Origin of the sequence: Histophilus somni, from assembly GCF_014202395.1 — a bacterium.
In the GTDB taxonomy this organism is placed as follows: Bacteria; Pseudomonadota; Gammaproteobacteria; order Enterobacterales; family Pasteurellaceae; genus Histophilus; species Histophilus somni.
The window spans coordinates 143,500-164,925 of record NZ_JACHGQ010000001.1; the positions used below are offsets into that span (position 1 = coordinate 143,500).

General features: G+C 33.8%; 19 protein-coding genes. 9 read left to right on the top strand and 10 right to left on the bottom strand.

The annotated features are described in order from the left end of the window. Nucleotides 1-28 precede the first annotated feature (28 nt). The 5 genes from pepN (at nt 29) to folC (ending at nt 6,899) form a co-directional block, all read left to right on the top strand. Nucleotides 29-2,638, top strand: coding sequence for an aminopeptidase N (gene pepN / locus HNR69_RS00610; protein ID WP_075293877.1), 2,610 nt, complete (start codon nt 29-31; stop codon nt 2,636-2,638). 79 nt (nt 2,639-2,717) lie between these two features. Next, on the top strand, nt 2,718-3,545 hold the full coding sequence (locus tag HNR69_RS00615; RefSeq protein WP_075293876.1) for a PHP domain-containing protein: 828 nt from the start codon (nt 2,718-2,720) through the stop codon (nt 3,543-3,545). Nucleotides 3,546-3,649: 104 nt separating this feature from the next. Beyond that, complete coding sequence (locus HNR69_RS00620) at nt 3,650-4,594, top strand: oxidoreductase (protein ID WP_075293875.1); 945 nt, start codon at nt 3,650-3,652, stop codon at nt 4,592-4,594. Nucleotides 4,595-4,678: 84 nt separating this feature from the next. Continuing rightward, nucleotides 4,679-5,578: an acetyl-CoA carboxylase, carboxyltransferase subunit beta gene (accD, locus tag HNR69_RS00625; RefSeq protein WP_011609034.1), complete on the top strand. Its 900-nt coding sequence runs from the start codon at nt 4,679-4,681 to the stop codon at nt 5,576-5,578. Beyond that, nucleotides 5,568-6,899 (top strand): bifunctional tetrahydrofolate synthase/dihydrofolate synthase, encoded by a 1,332-nt coding sequence (folC, locus tag HNR69_RS00630; RefSeq protein ID WP_075293874.1) that lies wholly within the window; start codon nt 5,568-5,570, stop codon nt 6,897-6,899. The genes accD and folC overlap by 11 nt, the downstream gene beginning before the upstream one ends. Nucleotides 6,900-6,943: 44 nt before the next feature. On the opposite strand, the gene uspE is transcribed toward folC, so the two are convergent. Beyond that, on the bottom strand, nt 6,944-7,867 hold the full coding sequence (uspE, locus tag HNR69_RS00635) for a universal stress protein UspE (RefSeq protein ID WP_011609032.1): 924 nt from the start codon (nt 7,865-7,867) through the stop codon (nt 6,944-6,946). A gap of 150 nt (nt 7,868-8,017) precedes the next feature. Then, complete coding sequence (gene fnr, locus HNR69_RS00640; RefSeq protein WP_011609031.1) at nt 8,018-8,791, bottom strand: fumarate/nitrate reduction transcriptional regulator Fnr; 774 nt, start codon at nt 8,789-8,791, stop codon at nt 8,018-8,020. A 361-nt stretch (nt 8,792-9,152) separates the two neighbouring features. Here fnr and infC point away from each other — a divergent pair, with 361 nt between their 5' ends. From infC to rplT, 3 genes are all read left to right on the top strand, one after another. Beyond that, a complete protein-coding gene (gene infC / locus HNR69_RS00645; RefSeq protein ID WP_075293873.1) occupies nt 9,153-9,695 on the top strand; it encodes a translation initiation factor IF-3 in 543 nt (180 codons plus the stop codon). Between the two features lie 98 nt (nt 9,696-9,793). Next, a complete protein-coding gene (gene rpmI, locus HNR69_RS00650; protein WP_011609029.1) occupies nt 9,794-9,991 on the top strand; it encodes a 50S ribosomal protein L35 in 198 nt (65 codons plus the stop codon). A gap of 70 nt (nt 9,992-10,061) precedes the next feature. Further along, nucleotides 10,062-10,415, top strand: a complete 354-nt coding sequence (rplT, locus tag HNR69_RS00655) for a 50S ribosomal protein L20 (protein WP_011609028.1) — start codon at nt 10,062-10,064, stop codon at nt 10,413-10,415. Between the two features lie 172 nt (nt 10,416-10,587). Here rplT and HNR69_RS00660 read toward each other — a convergent pair whose 3' ends face one another. After that, entirely contained in the window at nt 10,588-11,193 is a 606-nt protein-coding gene (locus HNR69_RS00660; RefSeq protein ID WP_075293872.1) for a DedA family protein, read from the bottom strand. Nucleotides 11,194-11,413: 220 nt separating this feature from the next. On the opposite strand from HNR69_RS00660, the gene rplY reads away from it, so the two are divergent. After that, entirely contained in the window at nt 11,414-11,701 is a 288-nt protein-coding gene (gene rplY, locus HNR69_RS00665; RefSeq protein ID WP_011609026.1) for a 50S ribosomal protein L25, read from the top strand. 560 nt (nt 11,702-12,261) lie between these two features. Here rplY and HNR69_RS00670 read toward each other — a convergent pair. The 7 genes from HNR69_RS00670 to HNR69_RS00700 all read right to left on the bottom strand — a co-directional run bounded on the left by HNR69_RS00670 (nt 12,262) and on the right by HNR69_RS00700 (nt 21,244). Further along, nucleotides 12,262-12,486, bottom strand: a complete 225-nt coding sequence (locus tag HNR69_RS00670) for a hypothetical protein (RefSeq protein ID WP_087469221.1) — start codon at nt 12,484-12,486, stop codon at nt 12,262-12,264. A 225-nt stretch (nt 12,487-12,711) separates the two neighbouring features. Beyond that, nucleotides 12,712-13,131 (bottom strand): hypothetical protein, encoded by a 420-nt coding sequence (locus HNR69_RS00675; RefSeq protein WP_012340506.1) that lies wholly within the window; start codon nt 13,129-13,131, stop codon nt 12,712-12,714. A 110-nt stretch (nt 13,132-13,241) separates the two neighbouring features. Continuing rightward, nucleotides 13,242-14,672 (bottom strand): exodeoxyribonuclease I, encoded by a 1,431-nt coding sequence (gene sbcB, locus HNR69_RS00680; RefSeq protein ID WP_135026440.1) that lies wholly within the window; start codon nt 14,670-14,672, stop codon nt 13,242-13,244. Between the two features lie 42 nt (nt 14,673-14,714). Continuing rightward, nucleotides 14,715-17,771: a type I restriction endonuclease subunit R gene (locus tag HNR69_RS00685; RefSeq protein WP_075293870.1), complete on the bottom strand. Its 3,057-nt coding sequence runs from the start codon at nt 17,769-17,771 to the stop codon at nt 14,715-14,717. A gap of 129 nt (nt 17,772-17,900) precedes the next feature. Further along, entirely contained in the window at nt 17,901-18,425 is a 525-nt protein-coding gene (locus HNR69_RS00690; protein ID WP_075293869.1) for a transposase, read from the bottom strand. A gap of 67 nt (nt 18,426-18,492) precedes the next feature. Beyond that, complete coding sequence (locus tag HNR69_RS00695) at nt 18,493-19,791, bottom strand: restriction endonuclease subunit S (protein ID WP_183405637.1); 1,299 nt, start codon at nt 19,789-19,791, stop codon at nt 18,493-18,495. 370 nt (nt 19,792-20,161) lie between these two features. After that, nucleotides 20,162-21,244: a Fic family protein gene (locus HNR69_RS00700; protein WP_075293867.1), complete on the bottom strand. Its 1,083-nt coding sequence runs from the start codon at nt 21,242-21,244 to the stop codon at nt 20,162-20,164. Between the last annotated feature and the right edge of the window lie 182 nt (nt 21,245-21,426).

Here is a 21,426-nt window from a genome sequence, read left to right on the forward strand (position 1 = left end):
TTTTTCTCAATAAATTTAGGTTGTCATTATGCAAAAAAAAGCCAAATATAGAAAGAATTATCAATCCCCCGATTTTACTGTTACTGATATTTATCTTGATTTTCAACTTGATCCGCAACAAACCATCGTAACAGCAATAAGTCAATTTCAACGTCTTAATCCTGAAAGCAAACAGTTACGTCTTGATGGTCATAGTTTTCAATTTGTTTCAGTCAAACTCAATGATGAAGAGTTTAAATCTTATCAACAAGATGCTGAAAGCCTCGTGTTGGATTTAACCAACGTAAATGCCAATACCTTTGAATTAGAAATTGTTACTCATCTAAACCCTAGTGCAAATACATCTTTGCAAGGGCTTTATCAATCCGGTGAGGGTATTTGTACGCAATGTGAAGCGGAAGGGTTCCGTCAAATCACTTATATGTTGGATCGTCCCGATGTGCTTGCTCGCTATACCACAAAAATTACAGCGGATAAAACTAAATATCCTTATCTTTTATCGAACGGTAACCGTATTGCTTGTGGTGAAATGAAAGATGGTCGTCACTGGGTTGAATGGCAAGATCCTTTCCCTAAACCAAGTTACTTATTCGCTTTAGTTGCAGGTGATTTTGACTTATTACAGGATAATTTTGTAACAAAGAGCGGTCGTAATGTCGCACTGGAATTATATGTTGATCGGGGTAACCTTGACCGTGCTCATTGGGCAATGAGTGCATTGAAAAAGTCCATGAAGTGGGATGAAGCACGTTTCAATTTAGAATACGATTTAGATATTTATATGATTGTAGCGGTTGATTTCTTCAATATGGGAGCCATGGAGAATAAAGGACTAAATATCTTTAATTCTAAATTTGTTTTGGCTAATCCGCAAACTGCCACGGATGAAGATTATTTAGCGATTGAAAGTGTAATTGCACATGAATATTTCCACAACTGGACAGGAAATAGAGTAACTTGTCGAGATTGGTTCCAATTAAGTTTGAAAGAGGGGCTGACTGTATTTCGTGATCAAGAGTTCTCATCAGATACCGGTTCACGAGCAATCAATCGCATTAATAATGTAAAATTTTTACGTACAGTACAATTTGCAGAAGATGCAAGCCCGATGTCACATCCAATTCGTCCGGAAAAAGTGATTGAAATGAATAATTTCTATACAGTTACAGTATATGAAAAAGGTGCAGAAGTGATCCGTATGCTTCATACTTTATTAGGAGAAAAAGGTTTTCAGGCAGGTATGCAACGTTATATTGCAGACCATGATGGCAAGGCGGCGACCTGTGAAGATTTTATCCTTGCAATGGAACAAGCCAATAAACTTGATCTAACCCAATTCCGTCGTTGGTATAGTCAATCAGGTACGCCGGAATTGGTTGTAACAGATTTTTATGACGAAAAAAATCACGTTTATCAACTCAAAATCTCACAATTTACCCCGCCAACTGCCGATCAGATGGAAAAAGTCAATTTACATATTCCAATAAAAATCGCTTTATACGATGAAAGCGGTGTGGAGCAATTTTTACAGGCTGATGGCAAAGATCTTTCTGACGTATTAAATCTTACACAAAAAGAACAACTTTTTGAATTTCAACACATTTATACACGTCCTGTACCAGCGTTATTGTGTGATTTTTCCGCACCGGTAAAATTAGATTATGCTTATAATACACAACAATTAATCATACTGTTGAAATTTGCTGGAAATGATTTTATCCGTTGGGATGCGGCTCAAATGTTATTTAATGCAGAGTTACGACGTAACTTAATTCATTATCAACAAGGACTGGCACTGGAGTTTTCTGCTGAAATTCTTACCGCACTTTATCAAGTATTAGAAAATTACCAGCAAGATATTGGTTTAGTAACAACGATTTTAACACTGCCAAAAGAAACTGAATTTGCCGAATTATTCAAAACGATCGATCCGGACGGTATTTATGCAGTGCGAGAATTTATGCAATGCCATATTGCAAATAATTTGAAAGAGTTATTCTTGAAAATTTATAATGAAATTCAGTTAGAGACATATCAAGTAACTGAGCAAGATATTGCGTTGAGAGCATTGCGTAATCTCTGTTTGAATTATTTGGCTTATACAGATTTAGGTAACAATTTGGTGAATAAACATTATGTCAAAGCAAATAACATGACTGACAGTTTAAATGCTTTAAAATCGGCAACACAGGCTCAACTACCTTGTCGAGACCAATTATTAGCGGATTTTGAGCAAAAATGGCAACAAGACGGTTTGGTTATGGATAAATGGTTTGCCTTACAAGCTACAAGACCTGAAGACAATACTTTGGACTATGTGCAACAATTAATGGAACATCCAAGTTTTAATTTTAATAATCCTAACCGTTTAAGAGCTTTAGTCGGTAGCTTTTGTGTACATAATTTAAAAGGATTTCATGCAATCGATGGTTCAGGTTATCGTTTTTTAACTGAGATCCTGTTAAGGTTAAATGAAAGTAATCCTCAAGTTGCTTCACGCTTAATTGAACCGCTAATTCGTTTCTCTCGTTTTGATCCTCAACGGCAAACTTTGATGAAACGTGCTTTAGTTCGCTTAAGCGAAGTGGAAAATTTGTCGAAAGATTTGTTTGAGAAAATAGAAAAAGCCCTTCAATAGCGAAAACAGACACATAACTAAGTGAAAGTGCGGTGAAATTTATCGCACTTTTTATTTTTGATAAGTAATTTAGGAAAGTATGAACAAAATTTATGATTTGCATTGCCATAGTTCTATATCTGACGGTACCTTATCACCACAAGAGATAGTGATAAGGGCACATCAACAAGGTGTAAATGTTTTAGCCTTGACAGATCATGATACTATTGCAGGATTATCGCAAGCTCGTACTCAAGCAGAACAATTAGGCATTTCATTGATCAATGGTGTTGAAATTTCTACTTCTTGGGAAAATTATAGTATCCATATTGTAGGATTAGGTTTTGATGAAAATTCAAAAAAAATGACCGCACTTTTGAATGAGCAGGCAAAAATTCGTTTACAAAGAGCGGTTGAAATCGGGAAAAAATTGGAGCATTTAGGTGTAGCCAACGCCTTTGCAGAAACGCAAAAACTGACGGATGGAGAAGTAACAAGAGCACATTATGCCCGTTATTTAGTGCAAATAGGCAAGGTTATTAACATTAGTCAAGCTTTTAAAAAATACTTAGCACAAGGAAAATCTGCATATGTCAAAACACAATGGGTTGATATTCCTAATGCAATAGAGATTATTCATCAAGCCAACGGAATTGCAGTGCTTGCTCATCCATTACGCTATACCATGACAACAAAAAAGATAAAACGTCTTATCGCTGATTTTAAACAGTGGGGTGGGGATGCAATAGAAGTAGCAGGTTGTGGACAAACCAAGGATCAACGTTTATTACTTGCTCGTTGGGCGGAAGATTACGATTTATACAGTTCCGTTGGTTCCGATTTTCATTTTCCAAGCAATTGGATTGAATTGGGAAAATCTCTAGTGTTACCGGAAAATTGTCGTCCTGTTTGGGATTTATTGCGTTAATTTTCTGAGCAATATTCCTAGTAAATAATTACAGGAGCATTTTCTTTTCCCTTAATTATTTTGTAAAATGCACTGCATTCTATCCGAGTTTATAAGAGAGAAAAATGTTAAGTATTGCTATTGCAGCAGAATTTGAGTTATCTGAGAAAATTGTCGAAACTTTAGAACACACTCAGCTTGAAATTGAAAGCTTGACAATTATTGAAATAAAGCCTTTCAAAGAAGAGCAAAGCATTCGTTTTAACAATAAAGCAGTTGTTCAAATTATGCCTGAAGAGGCAGATTGGACAGAGTTTAATTATGTTTTATTTGCAGGGACAATTGAGCATGTTGATCTTTTGGCAAAAATAGCTGATTCAGGTTGTATTGTGATCGATGTACTGGGCATTTGTGCAAGCCTTGCAAATATTCCAGTTGTTGTACCAGGTATTAATGACGATCAATTGATTGAATTACGTCAAAGAAATATTGTTTCCCTTCCAAATCCACAAGTAACGCAATGTGCTTTAGCTATCAGTAATATTGTTAATAGCATTCATCAATTGGTTGTGACTTCATTATTACCCGCTTCCTATGTAGAAGCAGAACAAGTTGCCAAATTGGCCGGACAGACAGCTCAATTATTAAATGGGATTCCGCTGGATACGGAACAGCAACGTTTAGCCTTTGATGTCTTTCCTGTACAAACTCAAAATTTAGTTATACAGTTACAAAAAATTTACCCACAATTAGAGAATATTGTCTTTCATCAAATTCAAGTGCCTGTATTTTATGGAATGGGGCAGTTTGTGACCGTACTTTCAGATTATTTGGTTGATATAGAAAGCCAATTACATTTTTGGCAAGAAAATGAGCTAATTCAATATCATGCAGAGAAATTAATTACGCCGGTTACTCACGGAGAAAATGAAAACAATGAGGAAAAAGTGAAATTGCATATTAGTACATTAAGTGCGGCGGAAAATAAAATAGAATTTTGGTCTGTAGCCGATGAGCAACACTTTAATCTAGCGTTAATGGCAGTTAAATTGCTTGAATTAATAGGCTAGTCGGAGTTGTGTTAAATTCTGGAAAATTCCCCCGACTTATGGTCTAATGAGGCGAGTTTTAAGTTAATAAATAAAAGGTTAAACATGAGCTGGATTGATAGAATTTTTAGTAAAAATACAACTTCAAATAGCAAAAAATCAAATGTACCTGAAGGGGTATGGACCAAATGCACTTCCTGTGAGCAAGTGTTGTATCGTGATGAATTAAAACGTCATTTAGAAGTTTGTCCAAAGTGCGGTCATCATATGCGTATTGATGCAAGAGAACGCCTTGTTGCTTTATTGGATAAAGATAGCATTGTTGAAATTGCTGCAGATTTAGAACCTAAAGATATTTTAAAATTTAGAGATTTAAAAAAATATAAAGACAGACTGTCAGCCGCACAAAAAGAAACAGGCGAAAAAGATGCGTTGATTACTGTTTCAGCCACTCTTTATGGCATGCCAATTGTTGTGGCTGCCTTGAATTTTAGTTTTATGGGAGGGTCTATGGGATCTGTTGTAGGCTCAAAATTTGTTCAAGCTGCTGAAAAAGCAATAGAATTACATTGTCCATTAGTTTGTTTTTCGGCAAGTGGCGGAGCTCGTATGCAAGAGGCTTTGTTCTCATTAATGCAAATGGCTAAAACCAGTGCAGTATTGGCAAAGATGAAAGAAAAAGGTGTTCCTTTTATTTCAGTATTAACAGATCCGACTTTAGGCGGTGTGTCTGCAAGTTTTGCAATGTTGGGTGATATTAATATTGCAGAGCCCAAAGCATTAATTGGATTTGCCGGACCTCGTGTTATTGAACAGACTGTGCGTGAAAAATTACCAGAGGGTTTTCAACGCAGTGAATTTTTACTGGAGCATGGAGCTATTGATATGATTGTTAAACGTTCTGAGATGCGTGAAACTTTAGCTAATCTTTTAAGCAAGCTCATGAATATGCCTTCCCCTTTTGTTGAACCTGAATTAATTCAAGAAAAATCTGATGATGTCTAGTTTAAATTTATTTGCAACATCGCCACTTGAACAGTGGCTTTGTTTTTTAGAAAAAGCACATGCTAAAGCAATTGACTTAGGATTAGATAGGGTCAAGACAGTTGCACAACAATTAGATTTATTACAGCTTGCTCCTTTTGTTATTACTGTGGGAGGAACAAATGGAAAAGGGACGACATGTCGTCTACTGGAAATATTATTACTAAACTCAGGATTTCGTGTTGGTGTTTATTCCTCTCCTCATTTAATTCGTTATAACGAGAGAGTAAGAATTCAAAATCAAGAATTAGCTGATGAAGAACATACTCAAGCATTTGCTTTTATTGAGCAACATAAATCACAATCTTTAACTTATTTTGAATTTAGTACACTTTCTGCTTTGTATCTCTTTAAGCAAGCTAATTTGGATGTTGTTATTTTAGAAGTAGGGTTAGGCGGTCGTTTGGACGCTACTAATATTGTTGATGCAGATCTTGCCGTAATTACCAGTATTGACATCGATCATACGGATTTCTTGGGCAATACTCGAGAAGAGATCGCTTTTGAAAAATCGGGTATTTTTCGTCCAAATAAGCCTGCCGTTATTGGTGAAAACAATATTCCCTGTTCTTTATTAGAACAAGGGAAAAAATTAGATTCAATATTATTTTGTCGTAATAAAGATTGGAAATTCAGCAAACAGGAAAATGGCTGGACATGGGAAACAATAAAAGGTGATAAAGCTATTTATATGGATAATTTACCTATTTGTAGTATTCCCTTGGCAAATGCTGCAACAGCTTTAGCAACGTTGGCTTATTTACCTTTTGATATTTCTATATCAGTTGTTCATAAGTCACTTAGAGAAGTTGAACTGGCAGGGCGTTTTCAGAAAATTAACCCGGAAAAATTATTAAATTTAGCTAAATTAAGTAAAAAAACAGTTAAACAATTACCTCAAATTATTGTTGATGTTGGTCATAATCCTCATGCAGCTTCCTATTTATTAGAAAGATTAACCGCACTTAAAGCTAAATCAATCGGAAAAATTATTTCGGTATGTGGCATTCTAAAAGATAAAGATAGTCAAGGAATATTATCACCTTTAATCAAAGTTGTTGATCAGTGGAATTTAGTAACCTTAGATGGCGTAAGAGGGCAGAGTAGTCATGAATTATTTATGACATTACAACAAATATCAACAACTAATGAGCTATCTGCTCAAACTTATTCTTCTGTATATGAGGGAGTAAAAAGTGCGGTACAAAATGCCACAGAAAAGGATATTATTTTAGTATTTGGCTCATTCTATACCGTAGGCTCATTTTTAAAATTACTTTAAAAAAATCCTAACGATTAAGTTAGGATTTTCGTGTAATAATTTTGTTATTTTTTACTCGGTTTAATTGCCAACAAGTTACATTCTAATTTGCTAATAACATGTTCTGCTGTATTTCCTAAGAATGCGGCAGATAGTCCTGTTCTTCCTACTGTTCCCAAAACAACCAATTCAGCCTCCAGCTCTTTTGCGACAGCAGGAATAACATCTTCAGGAAATCCTTCTCTTACGTGAGTATGGTCTTCATCTATACAAAATTGTTGGCGTAATGCTTTCATATTTAAAAGATACTGTCCACGAACACTATCACCATATTCTGTTGTTGTAAATTCAGGTAAATCAATTGCCATATTAATTGGAGTGGGAGGGTAAGCGGTAACAAGATGAATATTGCCTCGTTCTAATTTATCCGCTAAATCAATTCCTAAAGAAACAAGTTCATTATTTAATGAAGTATATTCCTCTTGATTATTGGAAACATTAACCGCTACCAAAATTCGACGTTGATGTTTCCAATTTCCATCACGTACTACCATAATAGGTGCAGGACATTTGCGTAGTAATTGCCAGTCTTGAGGTGTAAAAATTAATGCCGATAAAGATTCCTTCTCCTGAGTATATTTAATGACAAGATCATAATTATGTTCCGCAACAGCATTTGTAATAGCTTCCGCTTCATTACTGTGCCAAAGAACAATTGAATTAAATTCAATATTCGGATCCGCATATTTTTCGAGATATGGTTGAACAGCTTGCTGATGTTGCTTAATAATGCTTTTACACATTGTTTCTCTTTCTTTGGAAGAAAGCAAAGTTGACATTTCATAAGAAAAATCATACACCGTCATAAAAGTTGTAATTCTTACTCTATTCTCGCTCTTTTGTTCTTGTACCAAACGAACTGCTCGAGCCAAAGCATATTGCTTTTCTGATTCGGGATTTAAAACGACAAGTATATTATTAAATTGCATAATAACCTCCGATATTTTGCAAAAACAATAAACATATTTTTCCAGTGGAAACAAACTATAGAAATAGAATAGGCAATATTTATAAAAATGACAAGTAATTGTACTTTAAAAAATGATCGAAAGTAGTAACTTATTATTGCGTCCAAGTTTTTATCCGATCATTTTAATTTTAGGTTTTGTCGTTCCTGCAAGTGTAGAAAGTTCTGACATATTATTAATAGTAATATATTTTCCTTGCACGGATAAAAGACCGTTTTTTTGAAAACGTCCCAGCAAACGACTGATTGTTTCAACAGTTAATCCCAAATAATTACCTATATCACTACGGGTCATTGTTAGACGAAATTCTCGTGCAGAAAAACCACGAGCAGAGTATCGATTTGAAAGGTTATGGATGAAAGCTGCTAGACGTTCTTCAGCACTCATTTTAGATAATAACAAAATCATTTCTTGATCTGTTTTGATTTCATGACTCATCAAACGCATTATTTGTTGTCGTAATTTCGGCATTTTTCCTGATAGATCATCAAGAATATCAAAAGGAATTTCACACACCATAGATGTTTCTAAAGCTTGTGCAAAACTAAAATGTCGCATACCATTAATCGCATCAAATCCTACTAAATCACCAGGTAAATGAAAGGCGGTGATTTGTTCTTCTCCAGTTTCACCAATAGTATAACTTTTAATGGAGCCGGATCGAATAGCATAGAGAGAAGTCAGTTCATCGCCTGCTTTAAATAAAATTTGAGATTTTTGAATAGGTTTTTTACGCTCAATAATATTATCAAGCTGATCTAATTCATGTTCATTAAACATAAACGGAATACATAGTTGACTAATACTACAAGCTTGACAGTGAATAGCACAACCAGTAGATTGAACTCGTCGTCCAATTTTTTGTTCATAGGGAAAAGTTTTCATTCATTCCTCAAAAGCATTGAAACTGAGATAAAAGCGTGTAATGCAAAACTTGATCTAACTCAAGAAATGATAACATTAAATAAAATAATTAAGAAGTTTTAAATTTAAAAAGTGCAAAGGAAACTAGTTATGCCGGCAGAAAAGCTAACAAAGAAAAAACTTATTCAAATTCTATGCGTTCTATGTATTTTATTAAGTGCATTTATTTATAAAACTTGTCAATATATGCCTTAATACCTTGCATAGTAATTGAAAATCTTATAAAATCTCGCCGTATTTTTGCTAAAAATACAGCAATCGTTTATGTCTTCTGCAGTATTGCAGTTTGATGGTAGTTTAAAATCGTTAGAGGAATAACATTATTAAAACCGTAAAAAAAGCTCCGGCAACAAATCGCCCTAATCGTATTAATGATGAAATTAGAGTGAAAGAAGTTCGTTTGATTGACCAAGATGGCGAACAAGTAGGTATTGTATCTATCCAACAAGCTTTAAATATAGCAGAGCAAGCAGATTTAGACCTTGTTGAAATTAGTCCAAATGCAGAACCACCGGTATGCCGTATTATGAACTACGGTAAGTTCCTTTATGAAAAAGGTAAAGCTGCAAAAGAGCAGAAGAAAAAGCAGAAAGTTGTACAAGTGAAGGAAATTAAATTCCGTCCTGGTACAGACGAAGGCGACTATCAGGTAAAACTACGCAGCCTGATTCGCTTTTTGGAGGATGGGGATAAAGCTAAAATCACTGTTCGTTTTCGCGGACGTGAAATGGCTCACCAAGATATTGGTTTAGACATGTTAGAACGTGTTAAAAATGATCTTGCTGATATTGCTGTTGTTGAATCTGCACCTGGCAAATTAGAAGGTCGCCAAGCTATTATGGTACTTGCCCCAAAAAAGAAATAATTAGTGCAAATTCAAGTAGTAAAGTGCGGTATGAATTGCCGTATTTTTATTCGCCTAATTATCTGATGTTAAACTTAAACAATGCGGAGTTATAAACAATGCCTAAAATTAAAACCTTACGTGGTGCTGCTAAGCGTTTCAAGAAAACTGCTTCAGGTGGTTTCAAACGTAAACAATCTCACTTACGTCACATTTTGACTAAAAAGACAACTAAACGTAAACGTCATTTACGTCATAAATCAATGGTTGCGAAAGCAGACCAAGTTTTAGTAGTAGCGTGCTTACCATACGCATAAATAGTGTTTTGGGCACAATCATACGATTAGTTAAATTTTTTAAGATTCATGGACAATAGGAGATTAGATAATGGCTCGTGTTAAACGTGGTGTTATTGCAAGAGCACGCCATAAGAAAGTTCTTAAGGCAGCTAAAGGTTATTATGGTGCACGTTCACGTGTTTATCGTGTTGCATTCCAAGCAGTAATTAAAGCTGGTCAATATGCTTACCGTGACCGCCGTCAACGTAAACGTCAATTCCGTCAACTATGGATTGCTCGTATCAATGCGGCTACTCGTCAAAACGGTTTATCGTATAGCAAATTTATCAACGGTTTGAAAAAAGCATCTGTTGAGATCGATCGTAAGATTTTGGCTGATATTGCTGTGTTTGATAAAGTTGCTTTTACAGCATTGGTTGAGAAAGCAAAATCTGCGCTTTAATTTAAAGATAAATTAGGGTACTTTTTATAGTACCCTTTTTAAATTATATATCTCCAATATTTTATACGATATCTAGTGTGTCGAAAGTAGAAGAGTATGGTTATTTTTTACAAATCACTATACCGTAAATAAAATAGGGCATAATTAAATACGCCCTGTAAGATGGTCTAAATTACACATCTTTTTTCTTACTACGTTTCCATTTCCAAAATAAGAACAATGCGAGTAGAAGTATTAAGATATAAATTGCAAATTGACCTTTCTTTATTTGTTGATGTAACCAGTCTAAATTGCTTGCACCAAAATCACCCAAATATACCCAAATAGGCACTGAAATAATTGCAGCAAAAAAGTCAATTAGGAGAAAACGAATAAAACTAACACGACGAGTAATGCCTGATATCATATAAATTGGTGCCCTTAAACCAGGTAAAAAACGTGCCACAAATAAAACTCTATTGCCATATTTAGCAAATTTTTCTTTCACCATTTTTAAACGTTTAAGGGTTACTATTTTCTTGATTAATCGAGTTCTTAATATTTTCACCCCATAAATGCGACCAAGCCAATACATTGTACTGTCACCAATTAACACACCAAGCATACTCACAATCAGCATGATATGAACATTAACTTCATTAGGGTATAAACCTGCAATAACCCCCCCTGAAACCAAAGTAATATCCTCCGGAATAGGAATTCCAAAGCCACAGATAATGAGAACAAAGAAAACTGCAAAATACCCATAATCAGTAAAAAAATTAATTAATAAGTCCATGAACTATCCATTTATAATAAGAAAATATGACGGCTATTTTAGCTTTTTTAGTAGAAATATCCAGTTTAAATTCAATGTTTTATTTGATTTATAGAGAATAACTCATTATAATCAGCACCTGTCTAAAACATGACTATAAGTTTTAGCATAACGTAAGGGAAATCGCTGGGTCGCCTGCGGTTTTTTTTGTTTTTTTTATTTTATTCAAGAGAACATAAAAATGTCATTTAAATTTAACGCTGAAGTTCGTTCTAAGCAAGGTAAGGGTGCGAGCCGCCGCCTGCGTCATAATGGTCAAATCCCTGCTATCGTTTATGGTGGTAGTGAAGCACCTGTTTCAATTGTATTAAATCATGATGAATTAAATAACGCTCAAATTCATGATTCTTTCTATTCGGATACTATTATCCTAGTTATTGAAGGGAAGGAAATTTCTGTTAAAGTACAAGCGATGCAACGCCATCCATTCAAGCCAAAATTAGTCCATATTGATTTTAAACGTGTATAAGTAAAAGTTTTCAAAATTTTAAGCCTCATGATGAAAATCATGGGGCTTTTTTAATGTGTTTTAAAATAAAACCGTAATGAAAATTGTATTCAATAATGCAATTTATTCACTTTAAATACAAATCAAATTTGTGACGCTGTATCAAATATAAAAAATAAAAAACTCGCTTTTATTTTTATCGTTTTTATTTTTTAATCTCATCTAATTAACAGAAGATTTCATAGCAAAATAGGGGGGTATAAACAGTCAAAAGTTACATATCTAATCATTTAATTTAACATAATATACATTATATGTAATAAGTTATAGAGTTAGTAAAAACTACGATATAAATAAATCACAGACTTATGCACAAGTCAGTTATACCAGCTAAGCAAGACAGATAAAGGCTCCCTTGCACATTGAAAGGTATTATTATTTAACTTTATTAAATAGAGAGATGATTTGTAATAGTTTTGTAGTGTGGTCTTAAGGAGAAAAAGCTTAATAAATAAAAGCTACAAAAAAAGCAACGTCCTCGCATAGCTGTGAACGTTGCTTTTTTATGACTTTTTACAATTCTATTTAGAACTCAAAAAATCTACATATTTTAGTAAAATTTTATCTAAGCTTTTAATCTGCTCATCATAGTCTAATTCATAGCGATATTTGATATAGTTTTTGTCTAATGGAAATTCTTTTGTACCTTCAAATAGTCTACGAAGTTCAGCTAAATCCATCATATCTTGCTCTATTTGCTCTGTTACTATTGGACAATTTCCATAATCACCGCAAGATATTTTCAATAACGTTGCATATAGGCATGTTTAACAATAACGACTAACCTATGCTTTTCTACTGTAAGATAATCAGCGCCGCTGTCATAAAAAGCCCTCATTGGATCATAGAAATATTCACTGTTATATGTTTTCATTTTTTGCTTCTTTTCGTTTCGCTTCAGTTAATTAAGTTACGTTGTCTCTTTTTATCGTTTCTATTCAGAATTTCTCGTAGGCTAAAACGTTTCATAATTATAAATAATTTCTCATGCTAAAATCATATTTATTGATTTGTTCAAATGTTAGCAATTTTTGACTATACAGCATTTCCGACACCAATTTCCAATCAACACAAGGGCGATAAAAATGGCAGGACCATTTCGGAATGCCTAATGCAATATCATCAATAATAAGATCTCCATAGGCTTTAGGAGAACTGGTAAACTTAGATTGTTCAGGATTGATATTAACAGCGTATAACTCAATCCCATTATTTTTGAACCATGTCAATGCCTCATCAAGATAACAATCTTCCGATCTCATTGTGAATAAAATCAAGTTATGGCCATTCTTAACCAAATCTCTTAATACTTGTGCAGCACCAATATCTTCGCCTATTTCAGGAAAATTATGCGTTACACAAGTACCATCAAAATCAATTAAAATATTCAACCCTCTTCTCCTCTATAAATTTTAGTAAATAAAATTATAGCTGTTACGTTGTCTCTTTTATTTTATTTACCAAATACCTTTTCATCCTGCATTTCTAGATATTGCTATTATCAATATAGCTTACTAAGTAAAGTTGCTCCATATTCATATACTTGTTGTAACAACAATAATTTTTCAGGATTATTTTGATACTCTTCTACTAGACGTTGTAAACTTTCCTCAAATTGAACCGCACTTTTTTCTAGTTTACGTTGGCGATATTTTTGCCATTTTATCTGTTCAGAGCGATCAAGCGTTTTATAGAAATGTCTTGCTCGATAATGAAATAATAAATCCGAGATACGTTTATCTGAAAAAGATAAATTATGCTCGTTTAATTTCTCCGGAGATAATTGACGCAAAATCGTCATATTGTTTTTATCATTATTACTGAAAAATTGCTTATATAATTCAGTTTCTACATTATCACTGTGTATTACTTCTCTTTCATCATGGAAAATTTCAATGACCTTATCTCGAATATCTGGAGATTGACGCAGTTTTTGCAAATTTTGCAAACAGAATTCTCGATCAATTCCCAATTTGGTTGCATTTTCCGGCAATAATGTTTTTGCAGGAGCAAGAATAGGACATTTATTAATATGCACTAATTTAAGTGGTACAGGTAAAATATTATGTTGTTCCAATTCAACTTTTGGTGTATACAAATTTTGACGTAATTCGACCGCACTTTTAGCCAATAAGTCATCAATATCCTTTGCTAAATCACAAACAATAACAGCATTCTGATTTATAGGATGCCAAGCTAATGGTACAACCCAGCTGGTATTACCTCGATAATTACCCAACATGCCTGATACATGTACTAAAGGTTTCATATTAGCGATATCAATCAACTTCTCAACTTCCCTCTTTCCTCTATTTTCAAAGAAAAATTGAAAAAGTTTTGGTTGTTTTTGTTTAATCAATTTTGCCATTGCAATCGTGGCATAGACGTCAGCCATTGCATCGTGAGCATTACCATGCTCTATATCATTTACTTGTGTTAATTTTTCCAAACGAAAACTCGGCATTCCATCATCATCGTAAGCCCAATTTATTCCATCCGGACGTAAAGCGTAACAAGCTCGGACTACATCTATTAAATCCCAGCGAGAATTGCCGTTTTTCCAACTGTATTCATAGGGATCAATAAAGTTACGATAAAAGGTATAACGTGTCATCTCATCGTCATAACGGACATTGTTATACCCCATAATACAAGTGTTGGGTTGACTAAATTCAGCTAAAATTTTCTCTGCGAATTCCGGTTCGGGAATACCTTTCTCATTACAAATTTGCGGTGTAATACCGGTTACCAAAACTGATTCCGGCGACGGTAAATAATCATCGGTTTGCTTACAATAAAACATTACAGGCTCGCCAATAATATTAAAATCTTGATCTGTACGAATACCGGCGAATTGAGCCGGTCTGTCAGTGGCAGGATTAATCCCAAAACTTTCGTAATCGTAGATAAAAAAACTGAAATCATTTTGCATACACAAAAACCTTAAAAAACTTACCGCACTTTGTAGAATTCATTAAAACATTCCCCCAATCCCCTTAAATTTTTCCACAAAGGCGGAAATCTTCTCAAACACCGTCTGTTTTTTCATTTTATATTGTGGGTTAAGCGGGCTCATTTTAGGTAGAAGGTCATTTAAATCTGTACCATTTTCGCTAGCATATTCTCGTTTAAGAGATGTCATTATATACCGTTTTGCTGCATCTATATTTAAATTTTCGCTCTCAATTAAGTTCTCCGCCTCTCTTTTTTGCTCTTGCTGAGCAAATAGGAAAAACTCTTCAATAATAGTTGCTTTATCCGGAATTTTATCTAAATCAGTTTGATGGATAAAATCAACAACCAGCCCTTCTTTTGCTCGGTTATCCAAACTCGAACGAATGGTTCGGCTAATTTCCTCAATGAGTGCCGGTTTATTTTTGCGTTTTTTATTATGTTCAAAAATCAATTCTAAAATATAATCTAAATTGATTTCTTGTGATTTTAATAAATCGATTTCAAAAATCACATCGCTCCAATCAATTTGAGATTTTCCAGCATTACCATTTTGATTTTGTTTTCTCTGCCATTCCCGAATATCATTATATGTTGAACGATAATCTTGTAATTTTCTCTCCGGCAAAATCACATTATTTCCAACAATATATGTGCCATCAGGCTCTTTTACGCTATTTTCATTCTGCTCAGTATTTTTTAACTCGTGAAATTCATCGTAATTATGCAACACATTTTCCAAACGCAGATATTCACCAAATAATTGGGTAAATGCTTTTTTATCTTCCTCAGTTTCGAGTTGAGTAGGATCAGGGAATTTTGTTTGCAGCTCTTTAACTACTTCTTTATAACCTCGATGATAATTTCCCTGAGCATCTTGATAACCCTCCATATATTCTTTAAAGCTGCGTTCTAATACCACATTACGCGTATTTTTATTACCAAATAAGGTAATGGCATCAATGGTATCCTGCTCTAAATCACGGAAAGTCACGATATTACCAAATGCCTTAGTCGCATCATAAATTCGATTTGTACGGGAAAAGGCTTGCATTAAACCGTGATAACGCAAATTTTTATCGACAAATAAAGTGTTTAACGTTGGGGCATCAAAACCTGTTAAAAACATTCCAACCACAATCAATAAATCGATTTCTTGATTTTTAACCCGCATTGCTAAATCACGGTAATAGTTTTGAAATTCTTTACTTTCTACGCCGTAATTTGTTTTAAATAGACGATTGTAATCATCAATTGCCAAACTCAAAAATTCTTTTGCCGAACTATTCATTGCGGTAGGTTCAAAAGTTTCATCAGCAATTTCACCAATCGCATTTTGCTCTTCATTTGCGGCAAACGAGAAAATGGTTGCAACTTTTAACGGATTTTGAACCGCTTGTTGTTGCAATTTAAACTGCTCGTAATACAGTTTTGCTGCTTCAACCGAACTTACGGCAAACATTGCATTAAACCCTTTTCCTGATGAATTTAAACGGTGTGTTTTTTGCTTGAAATGGGTCAAAATATATTGCGTAACTTCTTTAATACGTTCCGGGTGTAATAACGCCTGTTTATTTTCAAGTGCGGTCAATTTTTCTTGATTTTTTTCACATTCAATCTCTTTGAATTTAGGACGAACATTATTGTAATCCACCTTAAATTTCAGCACTTTTTCATCACGAATAGCATCGGTAATGACATAAGAATGTAGCTGCGAGCCAAAAACTGTCGCTGTAGTTTCCGCACCCAGTGCGTTATCAGCAAAAATTGGCGTACCGGTAAATCCAAATTGACAGAATTTTTTAAATTTTTTCTTTAAATTCTTTTGTGCTTCACCAAATTGCGAACGGTGACATTCATCAAAAATAAATACCACAGGCTGTTTATAAATTGCTAAATTATCTTCTGATTTCATCAGGTTATTCAATTTTTGAATAGTGGTCACAATAATTTTATTGTCTTCTTTTTCTAAATTACGTTTTAAGCCTGCTGTACTTTCCGAACCATTCACACTATCAGGCGAAAAACGTTGGTATTCTTTCATTGTTTGATAGTCTAAATCTTTTCTATCCACCACAAAAAAGACTTTATCAATAAAATCTAATGCAGTGGCAAGGCGTGCTGCTTTAAAACTGGTTAATGTTTTGCCAGAACCGGTGGTGTGCCAAATATAACCGCCGCTTTCTAAATTCCCCCAATTTTTAGTGAAATGTGTATTTTGAATTTTCCATAAAATCCGCTCTGTTGCAGCAATTTGATAAGGACGCATCATTAAAAGCGTATTATTCACATCAAATACCGAATAATGAATCAACACATTAAGCAAAGTATTTTTCTGTAAAAACGTAGCGGTAAAATCTTTTAAATCTTTAATCAAAGTATTATCCGATTTTGCCCAATTCATAGTAAAATCAAAACTGTTTTTGTCCCGCTTAGTTGTATTAGCAAAATAGCGAGTATCCGTACCGTTTGAAATCACAAAAATTTGTAAAAACTTAAATAACGAATTTTCAGTATTAAAACTCTCTTTGCTATAACGATGAATTTGGTTAAAGGCTTCACGAATTGCCACCCCACGCTTTTTCAATTCAATTTGCACCAATGGTAAGCCATTGACCAAAATAGTGACATCATAGCGATTAAGATGAGAACCTTTTTGCTCAAATTGATTGATAACTTGTACTTTATTACGGGCAATTTCTTTTTTATCTAACAAATAGATATTTTGAATACGCCCATTATCAAACACAAAGTCATAGATATGATCCTGATGAATTTTTCGGGTTTTCTCGATAATGCTCTCTGAAGCTTTATCAAGATATTCATCAATAAAACGTTTCCATTCCGAATCTAAAAAACGCACATTATTTAATTTTTCCAACTGCTCACGTACATTGGCGAGTAAAGCCTGTTGAGATTTTAAATCAGAACGATATTCATAGCCTTGAAACTGCAAATCGGCAATCAACTCTTGCTCTAAATCCGCTTCGGTTTGATAAGAATTTGACTGCTCGATTTTTTCGTATTTATCTAACACGATAAAATTATTGGTTTCGGTGATAGGGGTAGTTTCAAACATAAACATTCCTTCTATTTTTCAATTGGGCGAATGTAATTCGACCCTACAATAATACCCCCTAATTTCGGGATATGTATATATTTTTTTAGGGAGGATAACATCCGCCTTTTAATGTATTTATCTTCTATTTTACGAATTATAAAATCTATCTTTTTTCCACATAATCGGATTATTACAAACATATTCTACAATTTCATTATACGATTTCTCATTACGGATAATATGTTCGTAATAATTTCGTTGCCATACATCATAATATTCTGTATTTTTTCTTGCCCACGATGTTACACCTGCCTTAAATCCTCGAATCATTGCACCTATGGTTTGAGATGTTCCATTAAATTTATTGTGTAGGGGCGAATTACATTCGCCCCAATTTTCATTCGATGCAATTTCAATAATACCGTGAATATGATTGGGCATAATGACGAATTGATGTAAATTAACCTGTGAATAATAGTTGGGAATTTTCAACCAACATTCTCTAACCATTTCACCTAAATTGTTTAGGTTCATTTCATTAGCAACGATATTACCAAAAAGACATTGCCTGTCTTTACAACAAATTGTAATGAAATATAACCCATTTTGACGATAATCATAATGTTTTAAACGTAATGATTTTCTGTGATGAATGTCAGGATTGAATTTCATTATTTACACCTGTTTTCATTTTATGTTGATTTATTTTTGGGCGAATGTAATTCGCCCAAAATATCAATTATCGGGGAAAATCCAACAACTGCTCCCGATAATACTCATATTGTTTCCGTCTTAACTCAATTTCCTTCGGTAATCCTTCGCTGATTGAATTTGTTAGACTGTCGAATTTGTCTAGAATATTGACGATTTTTTGCTGTTCAGATAATTCAGGGACCGGAATTTCATATTTCAGTAAATTTGCAGAATTAAGCCGAATAACTTTCGTTCCCAGTGCATATTTTTCTTTATATTTTGCAAAATGTTCTGTCTGCAATAAATAGGTAAGATATTTTGTATCTAAATTTTTATTAGGTCTAAATGCAAACATATCCCCAGAAAAAACAATGTCATCGCCTAACCAACCTAATGGTTTCATTACATCTTCAACATTTTCACTTACTCCTGCAATTAATACATCACCTTTTTGTGCTTTTTTCAGTTTTTTAGCCAATTCCGCAGAAACGAAAGATTTTGTTTTATCTGCAAAAGTACCGTAATAAGTATAAATCTGCCCATAATGAATTGCAGGTACGCCAGTCTCTGTAAAATCTTTTTTCTGTAATCCATTCCCTCGAATTAATTCACCCATTTCCCCCAAAGCCTTAAACACCACTGGCGTATTGTGATACAAGGCTTTGGCAATTTCGTTATACCCCCCCCTATCTAAATCTTGCGGGAATGTCAATAGGGTTTCTCGGTAATACTGATATTGTTTTTTACGCAGAGCTAATTCAGCTTCCAGCGTAGCTTCCAGCGTAGCTTCCAGCTCAGTGAATTTGTCAAGTGTTTTTACAATTTTTTCTTGAATTTCGAGTGGGGGGATTGGGATTATTATTTTAGCTAATTCCTTCATTGGAACACTTTTAACCGTACCTCCAGCAGATTTACTTAAAAAATCTTTTCTAATGAAATCTATTTCAAAAAGATATAAAAGGAATTTAGGCAAAATTATATTCTTCTTTGGTTTTATGGCATAAACTCCTTCTTTGATATTCCAATTCCTAGGTTCTTTGTCAATCAGTGCTACATTTCCAATAGTCCCTGTTCCAGAAAATAAAATATCTCCAATTTCTAAATTAGAACGGTTATTACATAATTTCAACGCTTCATCATTTAATTTATCAGTTTTATCAGTAAAAATGATTTTATGATTTTGTAATTCTCTAATTGTTACATAGTAATTAGTTGCATCAGGTGTATTTAATGTAAAAAATTGTCTTGGATTTAAACCTGTTTTTATCGAATGACAAACTTCCCCCAACGGCTTCCATTCCACCGCTGCCCCATTTAATAATTTATCAATAATTCGATTATTCATTTTGCAAATTTTCCTTGATTTTATACCGCTTGTTTTTATTTTGGGCGAATGTGATTCGCCCCTACGATGATAACCTTTGATTTTGGGATATGTATCTATTTTTGTAGGGGCGGATTATATCCGCCCTTTGAACATCTAATTGTTTTGATAGGCTAAAGCCCACTCCACCTCAGCCCCATTTAATAATTTCTCAATAATTCGATTACTCATTTTGCAAATTTTCCTTGATTTTATACCGCTTGTTTTTATTTTGGGCGAATGTGATTCGCCCCTACAACCCAACAATGTTTGAACAATTCTTTTGTAGGGGGGATTACATCCGCCCTTTTGTATTAGCCTATGTTTTCGATGGGCTAAAGCCCATCCTACTCTAGTAATTTAAGAAAAGTTCAAACAAAGGTTTGTTAATATAAAAATTATATTTTCCTATTTTAGCTTTCTCTAATAATCCGATTTTTGTAATTTCGTCTAAATATCGTTTAGCCGTTTGCCAACTTACCCCTAATTCTGTTTCTATAAATTCAATTTTAGTGTAAGGGTGTTTAAAAAGTTGGTTAAGCAATTCTTGTTTATAAATTTTTGGCAATTCATCTCGCAAACGATGTTTAAAAGAATGCATCTGTTGTTTGATTTCCTGAATGAGATGTAATGTTGATTTTGCCGTATCTGCTATTGCATCTAACATATATAAAATCCATTCTTCCCATTGCCCTGTATCTCTCACATTTTGTAAATGATGGTAGTATTCTTGTTTATTTTGAATTAAATACCGACTTAAATATAAAACAGGAATATCCAGAAGTCCTTGTTGCACAAGATATAAGATATTCAAAATTCGTCCTGTTCTACCATTTCCATCATAAAAAGGGTGAATACTTTCAAATTGATGGTGGATAATTGCCATTTTTATCAATGGATCGGTATCCGGCATTATCGTTTCATCATTAATAAACTCAATCAGATTATTCATCAACCTTTCCACATCATCTTTATGTTGCGGTGGAGTATAAATAACTTTACCAGTTCGAGAATTTTTTAATTCTGTTCCCGGAATTGATCTAAGACCGGCTTTATTTTCCTCTAAACGATTTTGAATACCGATGAGTGTTTTAAGGCGAATAATCTTATCTTTTTGAATTTCAGAGAAACCATAATGTAACGCAAAACTGTATTGTTGTACTTCTTTAGCTGCCGGATTACTAAAATATTCTGCATTCAAATCAGCTTTAAATAGCTCATCTTGAGTTGTAATGATATTCTCAATTTCAGAGCTATGTTTTGCTTCTTGTAATGATAATGTGTTTAAAAGAATTGCTTGATTCGGTATGGAAAGTAAAACCCCTTTTAATTCGGCTAAAGCACGGTTTGCAATCGTTACTTTCTTCAAAATTGCAACAGTATCAAATTGGTTAGGTTCTAATGGTAATTCATCAACAGGACAATCAAATAGCATATACACACACTCATTTTCTATTAGTATTGTGACTCTCATCGATAGAAAAATGCCATTTTCTATCAGTATTGTCATTCTCATCGATAGAAAAATGCCATTTTCTATCAGTATTGTCATTCTCATCGATAGAAAAATGCCATTTTCTATCAGTCATAGGATTTCAAACTATGGTTTCCGTAACT